The following is a 19,588-nucleotide window of genomic DNA, read 5'->3' as shown; positions in this document are numbered from 1 at the left end:
CGGCCTGTTATCCCCGATGCGGCGCGGTGGGACCATCGACATCGGGCGCGTTCGCGCCGTTATCGTCACCACGGCCGTCATGCCGGTCGTGAGCGCGCGCTTCCCGCTCTTCTTCTTCGCGTGCATGCCGCTCGCGTCGCGCCTGCAGCACGCCGAGCCCTTCGGCGACGTCCCACAACGTGCGCGGATCGAACGTGACGACCACGACGAACATCAAGGTGAGCGCGCCGAACGCGAACATCGCGGCTTCGGGAATCACGCGCGCGAGACTCACCATTTTCACCATCGTCACGAGCACGCCGAGCATGAACACTTCGATCATGCCCCACGGCCGCACGAACTGGATCGCGCGCAGCACGGCGTTGAAGAACGGCGGCACGACGCCCGCGCGAATCGGGATCAGCAGATAGAGCAGCGCGAGCAGCTCGGTGAGCGGGAAGAGCACGGTCGAGCAGAACACCATGATCGCGACGATCTGCATCTCCTCGTCCCACAGCGCGACGATGGCGCCGAGCAGACTGGTCTGCGAGGTAATGCCGTTGGTTTCCAGTTCAACGATCGGGAAACCCTGCGCGATCAGAAACGTGATCAGCGCGGCGACCGTCATGGCCGTGATGCCGTCCAGCCGGCCCGATGCGCTCCAGTACAGCATCGCGCCGCATCGCTGGCAGCGCGCGATGCGTCCGCGTCCAAGGCGCGGTTTCTGGAACAGCGCGTCGCACTCGTGACAGGCAATCAGATGGTCATGTTCCATGCAGGCGATCGGGAATCGGGAAGCGATGTTGTCGTCGTGTTGGTCGTCGGCGTATTACGGACTATTACTGCGATCTGCGCAGCGCTTCATGCATGTTGAGAGCGCATGCGCGGCGCGGCCTGGCGCAATAGTATCAAAGCTCGCTACGGTAACGTCTTACAGGTAGGCGCCCGTAAGCCCTGTCGGCGGATGAGGCGCTTGTCGTACGGGGCGTAGGCCTTGTCTGACGGATCCGGCGCACGAGCGTTCGATCGGCAACAGCAATTTCCGGGCCGCGCGCAAAGGCGTCAGCCGATTGCCGCCGCTTGCGGTACGATGAGCGCCGCGCAAGCCGTTGGCGCCGATGCCGGATGCGAGCGGAATAAGGGCATCGTCCGGGTCGTTTAACGTTTATATCGACGTCGGTTCTGTCATGGCACACACCTCTTCGTTTCGTTCGTTCTCCGATCGCGGCTCGTCGTATACATCGACAGCCATCGCGCTGCACTGGCTCATCGCGCTTCTGATCGTCTGCGGTTTCTCGCTCGGCTGGGTGATGACGGACATCCCCGGCTTCACGCCGACCAAGCTCAAGTACTTCTCGTGGCATAAGTGGATCGGCGTGACGGTGTTCGCGCTGGTCATCATCCGCATTCTCTGGCGCGCGACGCACACCGTGCCGCCGATGCCTTCGCACATGCCCGCGTGGCAGCGCGGCGTCGCGCATCTGACGCACTTCCTGCTGTACGTGCTGATGGTCGCGATTCCCGTGTCGGGCTATCTGTACAGCTCGGCGGCCAACGTGCCCGTCGTCTATCTTGGCCTCGTGCCGCTGCCGCGTCTGATCGCGCCCGATCCGCATCTCAAGGAAGTGCTGAAGGCCGTTCACATCACGCTCAACTACACGCTGCTCGTGCTCGTCGCGCTGCATGTCGTCGCGGCGCTCAAGCATCAGATTCTCGATCGCGACGGCCTGCTGTCGCGCATGATCCCGTTCCTCAAATAAGGACAAACATGAAGGCATCGTTTTATCGCTACATGCTCGCCGCGTTTGCGGCTGCGTCGCTGGTTGCGTCGGGCGGCGCGTTCGCGCAGGTCGACATGGGCAAGAGCACGGTCACGGCGATCTCGAAACAGATGAACGTGCCCGTCGAAGGCAAGTTCAACAAGTTCACCGCGCAGATCGCGTTCGATCCTGCAAAACCGGCGGCGGGCACCGCGCAGGTTACCGTCGATACGTCGAGCTACGATCTCGGCGACGAAAGCTATAACGAGCAGGTGCGCGGCAAGGAATGGTTCGATTCGAAGACATTCCCGACTGCAACCTTCGTTTCCAGCGCGATTGCGCCCGCGGGCAACAACCAGTTCAAGGTGACGGGCAAGCTGACCATGAAGGGCAAGTCGCAGACGGTCGTCGTGCCCGTCACGGTGACGAAGCAGGGCGCTGCGCAGGTCTATGACGGCGCGGTGACTGTCAAGCGTTCGCAGTTCGATATCGGCACGGGCGAATGGAAGGACACGTCGGTGGTCGCGGACGACGTGACGATCAAGTTCCATATCGTCGCCGCGAGCAAGTGATCCGCGGTTTGTAGCAGTCAGGCAGACAGAAAAGGAGAATGAATTGAAACCGATGCTTTTGATTGTGGCCGGCGCGCTGGCGTCGTCGATGGCGGCGGGCGCATTTGCCGCCGATACCTATCAGCTCGATCCCGCTCACACCTATCCGAGTTTCGAGGCGGATCACATGGGCGGCGTGTCGACGTGGCGCGGCAAGTTCACGAAGAGTTCGGGCACGGTGACGCTCGACCGCGCGGCGAAGACGGGCACGGTCGAAGTGAACGTCGACATGTCGTCGGTGCAGATCGGCAATACCAAGCTCGACGAGCATCTGCGTTCGCCCGATTTCTTCGACGTCGCGAAATATCCGACGGCGAACTACAAGGGCACGGCGATTAAGTTCGACGGCGACACACCCGTTGCCGTCGACGGCCAGCTGACGATGAAAGGCGTCACGAAGCCGGTGAATCTGAAGATCGAGTCGTTCAAATGCATTCAGCATCCCGTGCTCAAGCGCGAGGTGTGCGGCGTCGAGGCGACGGGCGAATTCAATCGCTCGGACTTCGGCATGGACTTCGGCACGAAATACGGTTTCAGCATGAAGACGGTGCTGCACATTCAGGCCGAGGGCATCAAACAGTAAGCCTTGCCGGCGCGAGTCGCTGCACTTGCCAAAACCGCTTCGTTCGCCATGCGACGAAGCGGTTTTTTATTGGCGCCAGAACCTGGCGCTTTCACCGCTCGTACAGAATTAATTTTTGGTCCATAGTGGACGACAAACGCCGGATCGGTTGTGCGCGCATCGAATCCGGCGACAGGACAAGGACCGGACGCCCTCGCGTGAGCTTCACGCCGATCGTCACTATAACGACTAACCGCGCGACTACCCGCGCGCCCCTGGAGATCCGCAATGAGTTCAACGATAGCCGCGAGCACGGCGCAAAGACGTTCCGATACGTGGCGCACGGTGGTGGCCGCGTCGATCGGCAATGCGCTGGAATGGTTCGACCTCGTCGTCTACGGCTTTTTTGCCGTCGTTATTTCGAAGCTGTTTTTTCCGGCAGGCAACGATACCGTGTCGCTGCTGCTGACGCTCGGCACGTTCGGTGTATCGTTCTTCATGCGGCCGCTGGGCGCGATCGTGCTCGGCGCGTATGCGGACCGGGCAGGGCGCAAGGCCGCGCTGACGCTGTCCATTTTGTTGATGATGGCAGGCACGCTGATCATCGCCGTGCTGCCGACGTATCAGTCGATCGGCCTCGCGGCGCCGCTGATTCTCGTCGTCGCGCGTCTGATGCAGGGCTTCTCGGCGGGCGGTGAATTCGGCAGCGCGACGGCTTTTCTCGCGGAGCACGTGCCGGGACGGCGCGGCTATTTCGCCAGCTGGCAGATCGCGAGCCAGGGCATCACGACGCTGCTCGCCGCGATCTTCGGCGCGGTGCTGACGAGCCAGCTGTCGCCCGAGCAACTGAACACATGGGGCTGGCGCGTGCCGTTCTTCTTCGGGCTGCTGATCGGGCCTGTTGCGTGGTACATCCGCACGAAGCTTGACGAAACGCCTGAATTCCTCGCCGCCGAAACCACGCAGACGCCGATCCGCGATACGTTCGCGAGCCAGAAGACGCGGCTTTTTATCGGCATGGGCATCGTCGTGCTCGGCACGGTGGCGACCTATCTTGTGCTCTTTATGCCGACTTACGCGATCAAGCAGCTGAAGCTCGCGCCGTCTGTCGCGTTCACGGCGATTTCGCTGGTCGGCATCATCCAGCTGGTGTTTTCGCCGATCATCGGGCATCTGTCCGATCGTCACGGTCGCGTGCGCATCATGCTCGTGCCGGCCGTGCTGCTGTTTCTGCTGATCTGCCCGGCGTTTTCATATCTCGTCGCGCATCCGACGTTCGGCACGCTGCTGGCGATGCAGATCCTGCTCGGTATCCTGATGACGGGCTACTTCGGCGCGTTGCCGGGTTTGCTGTCGGAAATCTTCCCGGTGCAGACGCGCACAACGGGCATGTCGCTCGCCTATAACATCGCGGTGACGATCTTCGGCGGCTTCGGGCCGTTCATCATCGCGTGGCTGATCGACGCGACGGGTTCGAAAATCGCGCCGGGCTTCTATCTGATGCTCGCGGCCGTGGTGAGCGTGACCGCGCTGATTGCGGCGCGCCGGAAGCTCGGTTTCCGCTAAACGAGCGGGGCGGTAAAAGGTCGCTAAAACGGGTCGGTAAACGACAAAGGCCGGTTCGATTGAACCGGCCTTTTTTTGCCTGCGTGCTTCCGAGCAGAATCAGACGCTAGCGATCAAACCTGCGCGCCTGCGTTCGGATCGTTCGGATCGTGACGTTCCTTCTTGTCCTTCAGCAGATCTTCGCGCTTCACGCCGAACCACATCGCCAGCGCCGCCGCGACGAACACCGACGAGTAGATACCGAACAGAATACCGACCGTCAGCGCGAGTGCGAAGTAGTGCAGCGTCGGGCCGCCGAACAGGAACATCGACAGCACCATCATCTGCGTACAGCCGTGCGTGATGATCGTACGCGACATCGTGCTCGTGATTGCGTGGTTGATCACTTCGATCACGCTCATCTTGCGTTCGCGGCGGAAGGTCTCGCGAATCCGGTCGAAGATAACCACGGATTCGTTCACCGAGTAACCGAGCACGGCCAGCACGGCAGCCAGCACGGAGAGCGAGAACTCCCACTGGAAGAACGCGAAGAAGCCGAGAATGATCACGACGTCGTGCAAGTTCGCGATCACGCCCGCAACGGCGTACTTCCATTCGAAGCGGAACGACAGATAGATCACGATGCCCGCGACCACGCACGCGAGCGCGAGCAGGCCGTCGGTGGCGAGTTCCTTGCCGACCTGCGGACCGACGAACTCGACGCGTTGCAGCTTCGCGTCCGCGTCCTGGCCTTTCAGCGAGGCCATCACCTGATCGCTCTGTTGCGCAGACGTCAAACCCTGCTTGAGCGGCAGACGGATCAGCACGTCGCGTGAGGTGCCGAAGTTCTGCACCTGAGCGTCGCCGTAGCCGATCTTCGTCAGCGTTTCGCGCACGGGTTCGAGCGGCACGGCGCCGGGATACTGCACTTCGATCACGGTACCGCCCGTGAACTCGACGGACAGATGCAGCCCGCGATGCAGCAGGAAAAACACGGCGGCGATGAACGTCAGCAGCGAGATCGCGTTGAACACCAACGCGCGCTGCATGAACGGAATGTCTTTACGGATGCGGAAAAATTCCATGTTCTCTTTCTCCGGGACTCAGCGGGTCGAACCCGGCTTGTTCGTGCCACCCGGCGCGTTGCGATTGCGCAGCGTCGGTTTGCCAGCGCGGGCTTGCGCGCCCGCCTGAGCCTTGGCCTTGGGCTTCGGCGCCTTGGTCGCGGCGATCTGTGCAGCCGTGTCGGTCTGCTGGTCGGCGTTGTCGAGGTAAGCCGTGGCGCCATCGGCGGCAGCGGGCTTCCACACCTGGCCGATCGCGAGCGATTGCAGCTTCTTCTTGCCGCCGTACCACACGTTCACAAGACCGCGCGAGAAGAACACGGCCGAGAACATCGACGTCATGATGCCGATACAGTGCACGACGGCAAAGCCGCGCACCGGGCCGGAGCCGAACGCGAGCAGCGCGAGACCGGCGATCAGCGTCGTCACGTTCGAGTCGAGAATCGTCGCCCATGCATGCGCGTAGCCGTTCTGGATGGCCAGTTGCGGCGGCGCGCCGTTGCGCAGTTCTTCACGCACGCGCTCGTTGATCAGCACGTTCGCGTCGATGGCCATACCGAGCGCCAGCGCGATAGCGGCGATGCCCGGCAAGGTCAGCGTGGCCTGCAGCATCGACAGCACGGCGATCAGCAGCAGCAGGTTCACCGACAGCGCGATCATCGAGATCAGGCCGAACAGCATGTAGTACGCGATCATGAAGACGGCAATTGCCGCGAAGCCCCACACGACCGAGTGGAAGCCCTTCTTGATGTTGTCGGCGCCGAGGCTCGGGCCGATCGTGCGTTCTTCGATGATGTCCATCGGCGCGGCGAGCGAGCCGGCGCGCAGCAGCAGCGCGAGATCGGTTGCGGCTTGCGGCGTCGGCTGGCCGGTGATCTGGAAGCGGTCGCCCAGTTCCGACTGGATCGTCGCGACCGTTAGCACTTCGCCCTTGCCTTTTTCGAACAGCACCATCGCCATCGGCTTGCCGATGTTGTCGCGCGACACGCTGCGCACCGCGCGGCCGCCGGCCGAGTCGAGACGGATGTTGACGGACGGACGCTGATGCTCGTCGAAGCCCGCCGACGCGTCGATGATGCGGTCGCCCGTGAAGATCACGGCCTTGCGCAGCAGCACGGGCACGGCGTTGCCTTGCGTGAAGAGTTCGTCGCCGGCGGGAACGGGGTCGGACGGATTCGGATGCAGGCCGTTCGGATCGGCGAGGCGCGCTTCGAGCGTCGCCGTGCGGCCGATGATGTCCTTCGCCTTCGCCGTATCCTGCACGCCCGGCAGTTCGACGACGATGCGGTCGGAGCCTTGCTGCTGGATCACCGGCTCGGCCACGCCGAGTTCGTTGACGCGGTTATGCAGCGTCGTGATGTTCTGCTTGAGCGCCGCGTCTTCCACCGTCTTCTGCACGGCGGGCGTGAACGTGCCCACCACCTGGAAGCCGCCCGCCGGATTCGGCTGCGTCGCCCACTGGAGTTCGGCCACGCCGGTTGCCAGTTGCTTGCGCGCCGTTTCCGCGACGTCCTGATCGGCGAAATTGACGACGACCGTCTGGCCCGTGCGGTTCACACCGCCGTCACGGATGCCCTTGTCACGCAGCAGCGTGCGCGCATCGGATGCGTCGGAGTCCAGCTTCTTGTTGAGCGCGCCCGCCATGTCGACCTGCAGCAGGAAGTGCACGCCGCCGCGCAGATCGAGACCGAGGTACATGGGCAGCGCGTGCAGCGCGGTCAGCCAGTGCGGCGACGCGCTTTGCAGGTTCAGCGCAACGATGAACTGCGGATCGCTCGGGTCGCTGTTGAGCGCCTTTTGCAGCAGATCCTTGACGCGCAGCTGCGTGTCGGTGTCCTTCAGACGCACGCGGATGTTCGCGTTTTGCGTCGAGTTGTCGAACGTGACGTCGTCGGGCTTGATCTGGCTGGAGGCGAGCGCCGCTTCGACCTGCGACAACGTGGTCGAATCGAGCTTCACCGTTGCCTTGCCGCTCGACACCTGCACCGCCGGCGCTTCGCCGAAGAAATTGGGCAGCGTGTACACGAGGCCGATGACGAGCGCCACCAGCATCACGGCATACTTCCAGAGGGGGTAACGATTCATGGGGTGGTCCAACGGGAGGTTGGCTTGAAAGCGATGCGTCCGGCGATGAGCGCGGCGAGCGGAAGAGCCGGTTGGAGGTTCCGCTCGGCGCGAGGCCGCGCCGGACGCAAGAGAGCAGGCCTTACAGCGACTTCAGGGTGCCCTTCGGCAGAATGGTCGTGACGGAGGCCTTCTGCACGGTGATTTCGGTGCCTTCAGCGATTTCGACGCCAACGTAGGCTTCGCCGACCTTCGTCACCTTGCCGACGATGCCGCCGTTCGTCACCACTTCATCGCCCTTCGCCATGGCCGAGAGCATGTTGCGGTGTTCCTTCTGGCGCTTCATTTGCGGGCGAATCATGATGAAATACAGCACCGCGAACATCAGAATCAGCGGCAGGAAGCTCATCAGGCTCGATTCGGCGCCACCTGCTGCACTGCCTTGCGCGAAGGCATCGGTAATGAACGACACGTTGGTCTCTCCGTTATAACAATCGAAAAAAATCAGCCGGTTATTCTACCACCGGCCATTTGCGGGACGGCACCGGGAACGGGTTTTCCTGACTGCGTGTCAGGCCGTTCAAGGTGCTTTCCGAAAGTTAATTGTAATGTCTGACGCGCTATGTGGGAGGTTCGCTTTTTCACGAGCCTGCCGAGGCCGCGTTCAAGCCTGATCCGTCCCGCGTGCGCGATTCTCGTGAAACTGCTTGCGGAACGCGCCGAACATCTGCGCGTCGATGGCGTCGCGCATTTCCTGCATCAGTTCGAGGTAGTAGTGCAGGTTGTGGATCGTGTTTAGCTGCGCGCCTAGAATTTCGCCGACGCGATGCAGATGGTGCAGATAGCCGCGCGTGAAGTTGCGGCAGGTGTAGCAGCCGCATTGCTCGTCGAGCGGGCGCATCGAGTTCTTGTGCGTCGCGTTGCGGATCTTGATGTCGCCGAAACGCGTGAAGAGCCAGCCGTTGCGCGCGTTGCGGGTCGGCATCACGCAGTCGAACATGTCGACGCCCGCCGCGACGCCCGCCACGAGGTCTTCCGGCGTGCCGACGCCCATCAGGTAGTGCGGCATGTCGGCGGGCAGCTTCGGACCGATATGGTTCAGCACGCGCATCATGTCTTCCTTCGGCTCGCCGACGGACAGCCCGCCGATCGCGAGCCCGTGGAAGCCGATCTCCGACAGCCCCGCGAGCGACTCGTCGCGCAGATCCTCGAACATGCCACCCTGGACGATGCCGAACAGCGCGTTCGGATTGCCGAGCTTGTTGAATTCGTCGATCGAGCGCTTGGCCCAGCGCATCGACATGCGCATCGAATCGGCAGCTTCCTTGTGCGAGGTCGGTACGCCGTTGGTCGCGTAGGGCGTGCATTCGTCGAACTGCATCACGATGTCCGAGTTCAGCACCTTCTGGATCTGCATCGACACTTCCGGCGACAGAAACAGCTTGTCGCCGTTGATCGGCGATGCGAACGTCACGCCGTCTTCGGTGATCTTGCGCAGATCGCCGAGCGAGAAGACCTGAAAGCCGCCCGAATCCGTGAGGATCGGCCGCTTCCAGCCCATAAAGCCGTGCAGGCCGCCGTGCGCCGCGATCGTTTCCAGACCGGGACGCAGCCAGAGGTGAAACGTGTTGCCGAGAATGATCTGCGCGCGGATTTCTTCGAGTTCGCGCGGCTGGATCGCCTTGACCGTGCCGTACGTGCCGACGGGTTGGAAGATCGGCGTTTCGACGACGCCGTGATTGAGCGTCAGGCGGCCGCGGCGCGCGAGGCCGTCGGTTTTCAGCAGCTCGAATTTGAGGCCGTTGTCGGGGCGAACGTGGTCGCCGAGGTAGGCGCCGTCGGCGCGTGCGGCGTTGTTGTGACCATTGGTCATCTTTTGATGCTCCTGTGCAACCGGAGAACAGTCCGGCGCATGGTGTTAAACGCGACCAGAGGGTTTCTGGCCGTGGGAAGCGATTATGCGTTCAATGCGTCGTCGCTGCGCGTAAGCAGCATCGCGTCGCCATAGCTGAAAAAGCGGTAACGCTCGTCGATCGCGTGTCGATAGGCCGCGCGAATTGTCTCGATGCCCGCGAACGCGGACACGAGCATCAGCAGCGTCGACTTCGGCAGGTGGAAATTCGTCACCAGCCGGTCGACCACGCGGAACTGGTAGCCGGGCGTGATGAAAATATCGGTTTCGGCGCTGGTTGCAGCGAGCGGTTTTCCGGCGGCTTCGGCGTCGCGCGCCGCGGCTTCGAGCGCGCGCATCGACGTCGTGCCGACCGCGATCACGCGATTGCCACGCGCCTTGGTCGCCGCGATCTTGTCGACGAGCGATTGCGGCAACTGATACCACTCGCTATGCATCTTGTGCTCAGCAATATTCTCGACGCGCACCGGCTGGAACGTGCCCGCGCCGACGTGCAGCGTGAGCGTCGCGCGCTCGACGCCTTTCGCATCCAGCCGCGCGAAGATCGAATCGTCGAAATGCAGGCCGGCCGTGGGTGCTGCGACCGCGCCCGGATTCTGCGCATACACCGTCTGATAGCGCGTTTCATCGAACGCGTCGGGATCGTGCTCGATATACGGCGGCAGCGGCAGACGGCCGAACTGCTCGATCAGCGTCAGGCAGTCGTCGGGGAAATGCAGCGTGTAGAACGGCTCGACGCGTTCGCCGACGGTCACGTCGAACGCATCGGCGAGATGCAGCACGGTGCCCGGACCCGGACTCTTGCTCGCGCGAATCTGCGCGAGGGCGGTGCGCTCGCCCGTCAGCCGCTCGACCAGCACCTCGATCTTGCCGCCGCTGGCCTTCTGGCCGAGGAAACGCGCCTTCAGCACTTTGGTATCGTTGAAGACGAGCAGATCGCCGGACTCGATGCACTCGGGCAGTTCGGCGAAACGGCGGTCGGTAAAGGTGGCGGGCGTGGTCTGCCCGGTCACTTCGAGCAGACGGCTCGCGCTGCGCTCGGGCAGGGCGATTTGCGCGATCAGCTCGGGCGGCAGGTCGAAATCGAAATCGGAAAGCGTGAACATGCGGACTGACTTGAAGCGAAATGAGACTGTGCGAAGCGGGAACGCCGCCCGGACGGCGCGCCGCCGAAACGACGGCTGAAGCATCAGCGTCTACGACAGCGCCCTTCGAGCGGCTATGATTGCGGGACATTGCCGCGGCGGCCCGGCGTGCGCACGACTCCCGCGCGCACTGGCCGCAAAACTTCTGAAGCCGATATTGTACTTGCGAAGCGACTCATGCCTTTGTCCGATACCCGTTCACCTCTCGACACCGACGACGACAGCGCTCCGAAGAAGCGCCGCGCCGCGCGGAGCAAGGCGGGCGCGGACGCGGATGCGCCCGACGTGAAGGACGCGCCCAAGAAGGCGAAAAAGCCCGCCGCGAAGAAACCCGTGCTCGCCAAAACGGCCGACAAGCTCGCCAAACTCGGCCTCACGCGCGATATCGACCTCGTGCTGCATCTGCCCATGCGCTACGAGGACGAAACGTCGCTGACGCCGATCGGCGAACTGCTGCCGGGCGGCGTCGAGCAGACGGAAGGCGTCGTGTTCGACAACGAGATCGCGTACCGGCCGCGTCGTCAGCTGCTCGTGAAAATGCGTGACGACGCGGGCGACGAGCTGATCCTGCGCTTTCTGAATTTCTACGGTTCGCAGGTCAAGCAGATGTCGGTGGGCGTGCGGCTGCGCGTGCGCGGCGACGTGCGCGGCGGTTTCTTCGGGATGGAGATGGTGCACCCGGCCGTGCGCGTCGTCGATGACGACACGCCGCTGCCGCAAGCGCTCACGCCCGTTTATCCGAGCACGGCGGGCGTGTCGCAGGTCTATCTGCGCAAGGCGATCGACAACGCGCTCGCGCGCACGTCGCTGCCCGAACTGCTGCCCGAGGCCGTCGCGAAGCAATATCTGCAGCCGCTCGAGGTTCCTGAACTGATGGACGCCGTGCGCACGCTGCATCATCCGAATTCGCATTCGGACGAGGCCGCGATGATCGACGGCACGCATCCCGCGTGGACGCGCATCAAGTTCGAGGAACTGCTCGCGCAGCAACTGTCGCTCAAGCGCGCGCACGAAGAGCGTCGCACGCGCGCCGCGCCCGCGATGCCGCGCCGCGCCGCCACCGACGAGCAATCGCTGTTGACGCGTCTGATGCAGACGCTGCCGTTCTCGCTGACAGGCGCGCAGCAGCGCGTGTGCGCGGAAATCTCGCAGGATCTGACGCAGGCGCATCCGATGCAGCGTCTGTTGCAGGGCGATGTCGGCAGCGGCAAGACGGTCGTCGCGGCGCTCGCGGCCGCGCAGGCCATCGACGCCGGTTATCAGGCCGCGATGATGGCGCCGACGGAAATCCTCGCCGAACAGCACGCACGCAAGCTGCGCGGCTGGCTGGAGCCGCTCGGCGTGACGGTCGCGTGGCTCGCGGGCAGTCTGAAGACGAAGGAAAAGCGCAGCGCGCTCGAAGCCGCCGCGCTCGGCACCGCGCAACTCGTGATCGGTACGCACGCGATCATTCAGGATGCCGTCGAATTCGCGCGGCTCGGCCTCGTGATCGTCGACGAACAGCATCGCTTCGGCGTCGAGCAGCGGCTCGCGCTGCGCGCCAAGGCGCAGAACGCCGCCGACGGCGCGCGCGACTTCCAGCCGCATCAGTTGATGATGTCCGCGACGCCGATTCCGCGAACGCTCGCGATGACGTACTACGCGGACCTCGACGTCTCGACGATCGACGAATTGCCGCCCGGCCGCACGCCGATTCTGACCAAGCTCGTCTCCGACGCGCGCCGCGAAGAAGTGATCGGGCGCGTGCGCGAGGCGGCGCTGACGGGCCGCCAGGTGTACTGGGTGTGTCCGCTGATCGAGGAAAGCGAGACGCTGCAATTGCAGACGGCCGTCGAAACCTACGAAACGCTCGTCGCCGCGCTGCCGGAACTGAAGGTCGGGCTGGTGCACGGGCGCCTCACGCCCGTCGAGAAAGCGACCGTCATGGACGCGTTCAGCCGCAACGAAGTGCAGCTGCTGGTCGCGACGACGGTGATCGAAGTGGGCGTCGACGTGCCGAACGCGTCGCTGATGGTGATCGAGCATGCGGAGCGCTTCGGGCTCGCGCAGTTGCACCAGTTGCGCGGGCGGGTCGGGCGCGGCAGCGCGGCGTCCGTGTGCGTGCTGCTGTACACCGGACCGCTGTCGATGACGGCCCGCGCGCGCCTGCAAACGATGCGCGAAACCACCGACGGCTTCGAAATCGCGCGGCGCGACCTCGAAATCCGCGGGCCCGGTGAGTTTCTTGGCGCGCGGCAATCGGGGGCCGCGATGCTGCGTTTCGCCGATCTCGAAAACGACGGCTGGCTGATCGAACCGGCGCGCGAGGCGGCGACGACGCTGCTGGCGCAGTATCCGAACGTCGTGACGCAGCATCTTTTGCGCTGGCTGAATACCCGCGAGCAGTATCTGAAAGCCTGATGAAACCTGCCGATGGAAACGCTTTCGCACCGCAGCATGCCTGATTCGGGCTGGAAGGTTGGCGAATTGGCCCCATAGGTGTATAACAGAAACCTATCGAATCTATCGCCCTGATTGGTCCCCAATGACCCTCACAGAACTGAAGTACATCGTCGCGGTAGCGCGTGAGCGCCATTTTGGCCGCGCGGCAGAAGCGTGTTTCGTGAGCCAGCCGACGTTGTCGGTCGCGATCAAAAAGCTCGAAGACGAGCTGAACGTACAGATTTTCGAGCGCGGCACGAGCGAAGTCAGCGTCACGCCGATTGGCGAGCAGATCGTCACCCAGGCGCAACGTGTGCTCGAACAGACGCTCGCCATCAAGGAAATCGCCAAGCAAGGCAAGGATCCCCTCGTCGGGCCGCTGCGCCTGGGCGTGATCTACACGATCGGGCCGTATCTGCTGCCCACGCTCGTCAAGCAGATGATCAAGCGCGTTCCGCAGATGCCGCTGATGCTGCAGGAAAACTACACGCTCAAGCTGATCGAACTGCTGAAGCAGGGCGAAATCGACGTCGCGATCATGGCGCTGCCGTTTCCGGAAACGGGTTTGATGCTTCGTCCGCTGTACGACGAGCCGTTCGTCGTCGCGCTGCCGTCCGGCCATGCGTGGGAGTCGCGCAACAAGATCGATCCCGGCGATCTCAAGCAGGAAACCATGCTGCTGCTCGGCAGCGGCCATTGCTTCCGCGATCACGTGCTCGGCGTGTGTCCGGAGTTGATGCGCTTCTCGCAGAACGCGGACGGTATCCAGAAGACCTTCGAAGGATCGTCGCTGGAGACGATCCGCCATATGGTCGCGAGCGGCGTCGGCATTACCGTGCTGCCGCGCATGTCGGTGCATGAAGTGAAGCCGCACGCGGGCGGCGTCGATTCCGGCCTGCTCAGCTACGTGCCGTTCGACGATCCCGTGCCGGATCGCCGCGTCGTGCTGGCCTGGCGCAAGAGCTTCACGCGGATGCCTGCCATCGATGCAATCTGCGATGCGATCGCCGCCTGCGATCTGCCAGGTGTGAAGAAGCTCGATCTGCCTGCAGCCGTCAACTGAACGCTGTTTCGGCGGCGCATCGTCTGATGCGCCGCTCGCCGCCTTCTGCATGAGGCGGCGCCTATCGAATATATAAAATTAATCAAATCGCTATATTCGATAGCTTTTAATAAGATTTCCTCCATGGATCCCTGAGATCCACCACGACAAACCGGAGGAATCATGCAGCCATCCACGTCTTCGCTGTTCCCGTCAGTTTCCTCATCGTCTCAGCCGACGCCTGCCGCCAGCAGCGCGTCCAGCTTCAGGACCGTCGCGTTCGCGCTACTCGTCGATCGCGCGCTGTCTGCCTGACGCGCCACACGTTTCTCACCGAATACATCCCACGCTACGAAGGCTCTTGAAGCCGCTGTTGAAATATCACGCCGGAGAACAACTATGACCGAACGCAATCTCACCACCGCCTCGGGCGCGCCCGTCGCCGACAACCAGAATTCGCTCACGGCCGGCCCGCGCGGCCCCGTTGCGCTGCAGGACGTGTGGCTGATCGAAAAGCTCGCGCACTTCGATCGCGAAGTGATCCCCGAGCGCCGCGTTCACGCGAAAGGTTCGGGCGCGTTCGGCACGCTCAAGGTGACGCACGACATCTCGCGCTACACGAAGGCAAAGGTGTTCTCGGAAGTCGGCAAGGAAACGCCGCTCTTCATGCGCTTTTCGACGGTGGCAGGTGAGCGTGGCGCGGCCGATGCCGAGCGCGACGTGCGTGGCTTTTCGATCAAGTTCTACACGGAAGAGGGTAACTGGGACGTGGTGGGCAATAACACGCCCGTGTTCTTCATCCGCGATCCGTTGAAGTTTCCCGATTTCATCCACACGCAAAAGCGCGATCCGTACACGAACATGCGCAGCGCGACGAACGCGTGGGACTTCTTCTCGCGTCATCCCGAGTCGCTGCATCAGGTGACGATCGTGATGAGCGATCGCGGCATTCCGAAGAACTACCGGCAGATGCATGGTTTCGGCTCGCACACGTACTCGTTCATCAACGCGAATGGCGAGCGCTTCTGGGTGAAATTCCACTTCAAGTCGATGCAGGGCGTCGAGAACTTTACCGACGCAGAAGCGGCGCAAGTCGTGGCGCGCGATCGCGAAAGCGGGCAGCGCGATCTGGTCCAGTCAATCGACGGCGGCAACTTTCCGAAGTGGCGCTTCCAGATCCAGGTGATGCCGGAGGCGGACGCAGCGGCGTATCGCTACAACCCGTTCGACATCACGAAAGTGTGGCCGCACAAGGACTATCCGCTGATCGACGTCGGCGTGATCGAGTTGAATCGCAATGCGCAGAACTATTTCGCGGACGTCGAGCAGGCTGCGTTCACGCCGGCGAATGTGGTGCCGGGCATCGGCTTTTCGCCAGATCGTCTGTTGCAAGGGCGTCTGTTCTCGTACGGCGATACGCAACGCTATCGGCTCGGCGTGAATCACCATCTGATTCCCGTGAACGCGTCGCGTGCGCCGAACGCTCACTCGTTCCATCGCGATGGTGGGATGCGCGTCGATGGCAATCTGGGCGGCAACGTGAACTACGAACCGAACCGTTTCGGCGACTTCGCGCAGGATCGTAACGCGATCGAGCCGCCGCTCGCGGCAGGCAACGTCGATCACTACAACCATCGCGAAGACGACGACTACTACAGCCAGCCGGCCGCGTTGTTCCGTCTCTTCGACAGCGCGCAGCGCGAGCGTCTGTTCGGGAACATCGCGCGGGCGATCGACGGCGTGCCCGCCGATATCGTCGCGCGTCAGGTCGAGCACTTCCGCAAGATCGATCCGGCCTACGCAGACGGGGTGCTCGCAGCCATCGAGGCGCTTGCGAAGGCGAAGTAACGGATCGAATGACGGGAGGCGGCGCGACATCATGCGCGCCGCCGACATCGAAGGAGAAAGATCATGGTTCAGATGGTGATGAACGCAGTGGGTTACCACGCAAGCAACGCAAGCAATGCAGGCAACGCGCGCAGCGTGGCGCAACAGGTGCGCACTCCGATGCTTTTCCAGAAGCTCGTGGGGTTCGCGATTCTCGGCAGTGGCTATGTGGCGATCGTCGCAACGCTGGTGCACGCCATCGGCGGATGACGAAGCGCACACATGGCCATGCGTGGTTTGCGGGCTGCGGAAGCGAGGCGTAGGGTCGCGCGAACGTGCGCGCGTTCCAGGCTAAACTGGCGGGCGTTCGAGCGTTGAACGATTGCACACGCGCAGTTCCGGGCAAGCAGACCGGTTCGAATCACTCTTAAAAGGAGTCGTCATGGCCAAGAAAGAAGCCGTACCGCACGTCAATATTGGTATCAGCGACAAGGATCGCAAGAAGATCGCAGAAGGTCTTTCGCGTCTTCTCGCCGACACGTACACGCTTTATCTGAAGACCCATAACTTCCACTGGAACGTCACGGGTCCGATGTTCAACACGCTGCATCTGATGTTCGAGACGCAGTACACGGAACTGGCGACGGCCGTCGATCTGATCGCCGAACGCATTCGTGCACTGGGCGTCGCTGCGCCTGGCAGCTACAAGGAATTCGCAAAGCTGTCGTCGATCGCCGAAGCGGAAGGCGTGCCCGCCGCTGAAGACATGATCCGCCAGCTGGTGGAAGGCCAGGAATCCGTGGTGCGCACCGCGCGCGCGATCTTCCCGGTGACGGACGCGGCCCATGACGAGCCGACGGCCGACCTGCTGACGCAACGTATGCAGACGCACGAAAAGAACGCGTGGATGCTGGCGTAAGCGCTCGCATTTACGTTGGCGTTGCTGAACTGAAAGCCCGGCGGGTGACAACCTGCCGGGCTTTAATGCTTTTTGTCTGCACTTGTCTGCGCGTCAGAAGAGGGCTGTCACGCGCGCTGCTCTAAAATAGCGGGATCGAATCTCTGCGCACCGCCATGTTCGCCCGACTTCCGCTCTATCTGCGCCTTGTCCGCATGGACAAGCCAATCGGCAGCCTGCTGCTGCTATGGCCGACGCTCAACGCGTTGTGGATTGCCTCCGATGGCCATCCGTCGCTGTCGCTGCTGGTGATCTTCACGATCGGCACGATCCTGATGCGCTCGGCCGGCTGCGCGATCAACGACTACGCAGACCGCGATTTCGACCGCTTCGTGAAGCGCACCGAAAACCGTCCGATCACGTCGGGCAAGATCAAGGCATGGGAAGCCGTCGCGCTGGCAGCGGGGCTCTCGCTGATCGCGTTCCTGCTGATTCTGCCGCTCAATGCGCTGACGAAGGAGTTGTCGGTGGCGGCGCTGTTCGTCGCGGGCACTTATCCGTTCACGAAGCGCTTCTTTGCGATTCCGCAGGCGTATCTGGGCATCGCGTTCGGTTTCGGCATTCCGATGGCGTTTGCCGCTGTGCAGAATCAGGTGCCGCTGCTCGCGTGGGTGATGCTGATTGCGAACGTGTTCTGGTCGGTCGCCTACGACACCGAATACGCGATGGTCGATCGCGACGACGACATCAAGATCGGTATTCGTACGTCCGCGTTGACGTTCGGCCGCTTCGACGTGCTCGCGATCATGCTGTGCTACGCGGCGACGCTCGGCATCTATGTCGGCATCGGCGTCGCGTTGGGCTTCGGCGTGCTGTACTGGATCGGGCTGGCCGCCGCCGTGGGTTGCGCGATCTACCACTACACGCTGATCAAGGGACGCGAGCGCATGCCTTGCTTCGCGGCGTTCCGGCACAACAACTGGCTCGGCGGCGCGCTGTTCGCGGGCATTGCCGCGCATTACGCGGCGCAGGCGTTCTGATTCTTCATCTTTCGGCGAGATGAAGCGCGGAGATCCCACGCTTCATTCGCCGATGCACTTCAGTTCCAGCAAGCGATATCACTGCTTGCCGAATTCCTCTCCCATTTCACGCGCACGCGCATCCGCGGCCAGCGCGCCTCGGACGATCGCGTCCTTCACGCCTTGCGCGTCGAACGATGCGAGCGCCGCCGCCGTCGTGCCGCCCTTCGACGTCACGCGTTCACGCAACACACTTGCCGGCTCGCCCGATTGCGCGGCGAGTTGCGCTGCGCCCGTGAACGTTGCGACAGCCAGCGCGCGACCTTGCTCTTCGTCCATGCCGAGTTGCCGCGCTGCTTCCTGCATCGCCTCAATGAAGTAGAACACGTAGGCCGGGCCGCTGCCCGAGATTGCGGTGACGGCATCGATCTTCGCTTCGTCGTCGAACCACACCGTTTGTCCGACCGCGCCGAGCACCTGCGAGGCCAGTTCGCGTCCCGCTTCGTCGACACCTTCCGTTGCAACCAGACCCGTCACGCCCATGCCGATCAGCGCCGGCGTGTTCGGCATCGTGCGCACGAGGCGCGCATGGCCGCCGAGCCAGCGCGTGAGGTCCGCGCTGCGAATGCCCGCGACGATACTGATGACGAGCTGCGAAGCCGACAGATGCGGCGCGAGGGTAGCCGCGACGTCCTTCACGATCTGCGGCTTGACGGCGAGCACGACGGCATCGAACGATTTCAGCGACGCGTCCGCCGCAGCGCCCGTACCGACGCCGAACTGCTGCTCGTTGCGCTTGCGCACGTCTTCGTTGGGATCGATGGCGAGGATGTCCGACGGCGCAACGCCGCGCTTGATCATTCCGCCGATGAGCGCGGCGGCCATGTTGCCGCCGCCGATGAAGGCAATTTTCATGATGTTCGGGAAGTTCAGTGAGAGTAATCGCGGGCGCCGAAGATTGCGGTGCCGACGCGCACGATCGTCGCGCCTTCGAGCACGGCCGCTTCGAGATCGCCCGACATGCCCATCGACAGCGTGTCGAGTTCGAGTCCTTCAGCGCGCAGTTTGTCGAACAGTTCGCGCAGCGCGCGATGCGGCACGCGCTGCTGTTCGACGCCGCCTTCGGGTTCGGGAATCGCCATCAGGCCGCGCAGACGCAGCCTGGGCAGCGCGGCGATCTGGCGCGCGACGTCGACGGCTTCGTCTGGCGTGATGCCGCTTTTCGACGCTTCGCCGCTGATGTTGACCTGCAGGCACACATTGAGCGCGGGCAGCGTATCCGGACGCTGCTCCGACAAACGCTGCGCGATTTTCAGCCGGTCGACGGAATGCACCCAGTCGAAGTTTTCAGCGACGGGACGCGTCTTGTTCGATTGCAGCGGCCCGATGAAATGCCAGTCGAGCGAGGCGCGCAGATCGGACAGCGCGCCGATTTTCGTCAACGCTTCCTGCACGTAGTTTTCGCCGAACGCGCGCTGGCCGGCGGCATGCGCGGCGCGAACGTCTTCGGCGGGGAACGTCTTCGAGACGGCGAGAAGCGCAATGGAGCGAGGATCGCGGCCCGCGACCTGCGCGGCGAGGGCGATGCGCTGATGCACTGCGTCGAGATTGTGAGCGAGGTCGGGCATGAAGCGGGGTACCGGGGCGAGGGGCGACGATTTGAATTATACGGACGCCGACCGCATGCCACGACCTGGCCGAACGGCCAGGTTGTGGACGAACTACCCGCCAGGCGATGC

The 19,588-nt window shown here is 63.1% G+C and carries 18 protein-coding genes; 10 read left to right on the top strand and 8 right to left on the bottom strand.

From position 1 onward, the window contains the following. Nucleotides 1-7 precede the first annotated feature (7 nt). The gene (locus QEN71_RS26680) at nt 8-754 is read right to left on the bottom strand and encodes a paraquat-inducible protein A (protein ID WP_201649028.1); all 747 of its coding nucleotides are present in this window, start codon (nt 752-754) and stop codon (nt 8-10) included. 412 nt (nt 755-1,166) lie between these two features. Here QEN71_RS26680 and QEN71_RS26675 point away from each other — a divergent pair, with 412 nt between their 5' ends. The 4 genes from QEN71_RS26675 (at nt 1,167) to QEN71_RS26660 (ending at nt 4,478) form a co-directional block, all read left to right on the top strand. Beyond that, nucleotides 1,167-1,739: a cytochrome b gene (locus tag QEN71_RS26675; RefSeq protein WP_201649027.1), complete on the top strand. Its 573-nt coding sequence runs from the start codon at nt 1,167-1,169 to the stop codon at nt 1,737-1,739. 8 nt (nt 1,740-1,747) lie between these two features. Then, nucleotides 1,748-2,311, top strand: coding sequence for a YceI family protein (locus QEN71_RS26670; protein WP_201649026.1), 564 nt, complete (start codon nt 1,748-1,750; stop codon nt 2,309-2,311). A 52-nt stretch (nt 2,312-2,363) separates the two neighbouring features. Next, the gene (locus QEN71_RS26665) at nt 2,364-2,933 is read left to right on the top strand and encodes a YceI family protein (protein ID WP_201649348.1); all 570 of its coding nucleotides are present in this window, start codon (nt 2,364-2,366) and stop codon (nt 2,931-2,933) included. Nucleotides 2,934-3,200: 267 nt separating this feature from the next. After that, on the top strand, nt 3,201-4,478 hold the full coding sequence (locus tag QEN71_RS26660) for an MFS transporter (protein WP_201649025.1): 1,278 nt from the start codon (nt 3,201-3,203) through the stop codon (nt 4,476-4,478). Between the two features lie 113 nt (nt 4,479-4,591). Here the strand turns inward: QEN71_RS26660 and secF are convergent, their stop codons facing one another. The 5 genes from secF to queA form a co-directional block, all read right to left on the bottom strand. Next, complete coding sequence (gene secF / locus QEN71_RS26655; RefSeq protein ID WP_201649024.1) at nt 4,592-5,542, bottom strand: protein translocase subunit SecF; 951 nt, start codon at nt 5,540-5,542, stop codon at nt 4,592-4,594. Nucleotides 5,543-5,560: 18 nt separating this feature from the next. Next, on the bottom strand, nt 5,561-7,606 hold the full coding sequence (gene secD, locus QEN71_RS26650) for a protein translocase subunit SecD (protein ID WP_201649023.1): 2,046 nt from the start codon (nt 7,604-7,606) through the stop codon (nt 5,561-5,563). 121 nt (nt 7,607-7,727) lie between these two features. Further along, nucleotides 7,728-8,057 carry a preprotein translocase subunit YajC gene (yajC, locus tag QEN71_RS26645; RefSeq protein WP_028371880.1) on the bottom strand — a complete coding sequence of 110 codons (330 nt, stop codon included), beginning with the start codon at nt 8,055-8,057 and terminating at the stop codon, nt 7,728-7,730. A gap of 192 nt (nt 8,058-8,249) precedes the next feature. Next, entirely contained in the window at nt 8,250-9,458 is a 1,209-nt protein-coding gene (gene tgt, locus QEN71_RS26640) for a tRNA guanosine(34) transglycosylase Tgt (RefSeq protein ID WP_201649022.1), read from the bottom strand. A gap of 83 nt (nt 9,459-9,541) precedes the next feature. Continuing rightward, the gene (gene queA, locus QEN71_RS26635) at nt 9,542-10,603 is read right to left on the bottom strand and encodes a tRNA preQ1(34) S-adenosylmethionine ribosyltransferase-isomerase QueA (RefSeq protein ID WP_201649021.1); all 1,062 of its coding nucleotides are present in this window, start codon (nt 10,601-10,603) and stop codon (nt 9,542-9,544) included. Nucleotides 10,604-10,819: 216 nt separating this feature from the next. On the opposite strand from queA, the gene recG reads away from it, so the two are divergent. The 6 genes from recG (at nt 10,820) to ubiA (ending at nt 17,870) form a co-directional block, all read left to right on the top strand. Further along, nucleotides 10,820-13,042: an ATP-dependent DNA helicase RecG gene (recG, locus tag QEN71_RS26630; protein WP_201649020.1), complete on the top strand. Its 2,223-nt coding sequence runs from the start codon at nt 10,820-10,822 to the stop codon at nt 13,040-13,042. A gap of 124 nt (nt 13,043-13,166) precedes the next feature. After that, nucleotides 13,167-14,126, top strand: coding sequence for a LysR substrate-binding domain-containing protein (locus QEN71_RS26625; RefSeq protein WP_012401898.1), 960 nt, complete (start codon nt 13,167-13,169; stop codon nt 14,124-14,126). 378 nt (nt 14,127-14,504) lie between these two features. Continuing rightward, a complete protein-coding gene (locus QEN71_RS26620) occupies nt 14,505-15,953 on the top strand; it encodes a catalase (RefSeq protein ID WP_201649019.1) in 1,449 nt (482 codons plus the stop codon). 63 nt (nt 15,954-16,016) lie between these two features. Beyond that, nucleotides 16,017-16,202: a hypothetical protein gene (locus QEN71_RS26615; RefSeq protein WP_201649018.1), complete on the top strand. Its 186-nt coding sequence runs from the start codon at nt 16,017-16,019 to the stop codon at nt 16,200-16,202. Nucleotides 16,203-16,374: 172 nt separating this feature from the next. After that, nucleotides 16,375-16,851 carry a Dps family protein gene (locus tag QEN71_RS26610; protein WP_201649017.1) on the top strand — a complete coding sequence of 159 codons (477 nt, stop codon included), beginning with the start codon at nt 16,375-16,377 and terminating at the stop codon, nt 16,849-16,851. A gap of 155 nt (nt 16,852-17,006) precedes the next feature. Next, a complete protein-coding gene (gene ubiA, locus QEN71_RS26605; RefSeq protein ID WP_201649016.1) occupies nt 17,007-17,870 on the top strand; it encodes a 4-hydroxybenzoate octaprenyltransferase in 864 nt (287 codons plus the stop codon). A 78-nt stretch (nt 17,871-17,948) separates the two neighbouring features. On the opposite strand, the gene proC is transcribed toward ubiA, so the two are convergent. Further along, complete coding sequence (proC, locus tag QEN71_RS26600) at nt 17,949-18,764, bottom strand: pyrroline-5-carboxylate reductase (protein ID WP_201649015.1); 816 nt, start codon at nt 18,762-18,764, stop codon at nt 17,949-17,951. A gap of 14 nt (nt 18,765-18,778) precedes the next feature. Continuing rightward, a complete protein-coding gene (locus tag QEN71_RS26595; protein WP_201649014.1) occupies nt 18,779-19,477 on the bottom strand; it encodes a YggS family pyridoxal phosphate-dependent enzyme in 699 nt (232 codons plus the stop codon). Nucleotides 19,478-19,588 lie beyond the last annotated feature (111 nt).

The organism is Paraburkholderia sabiae (assembly GCF_030412785.1).
Taxonomy (GTDB): Bacteria; Pseudomonadota; Gammaproteobacteria; order Burkholderiales; family Burkholderiaceae; genus Paraburkholderia; species Paraburkholderia sabiae.
This window is presented reverse-complemented; position numbering and strand designations above follow the sequence as displayed.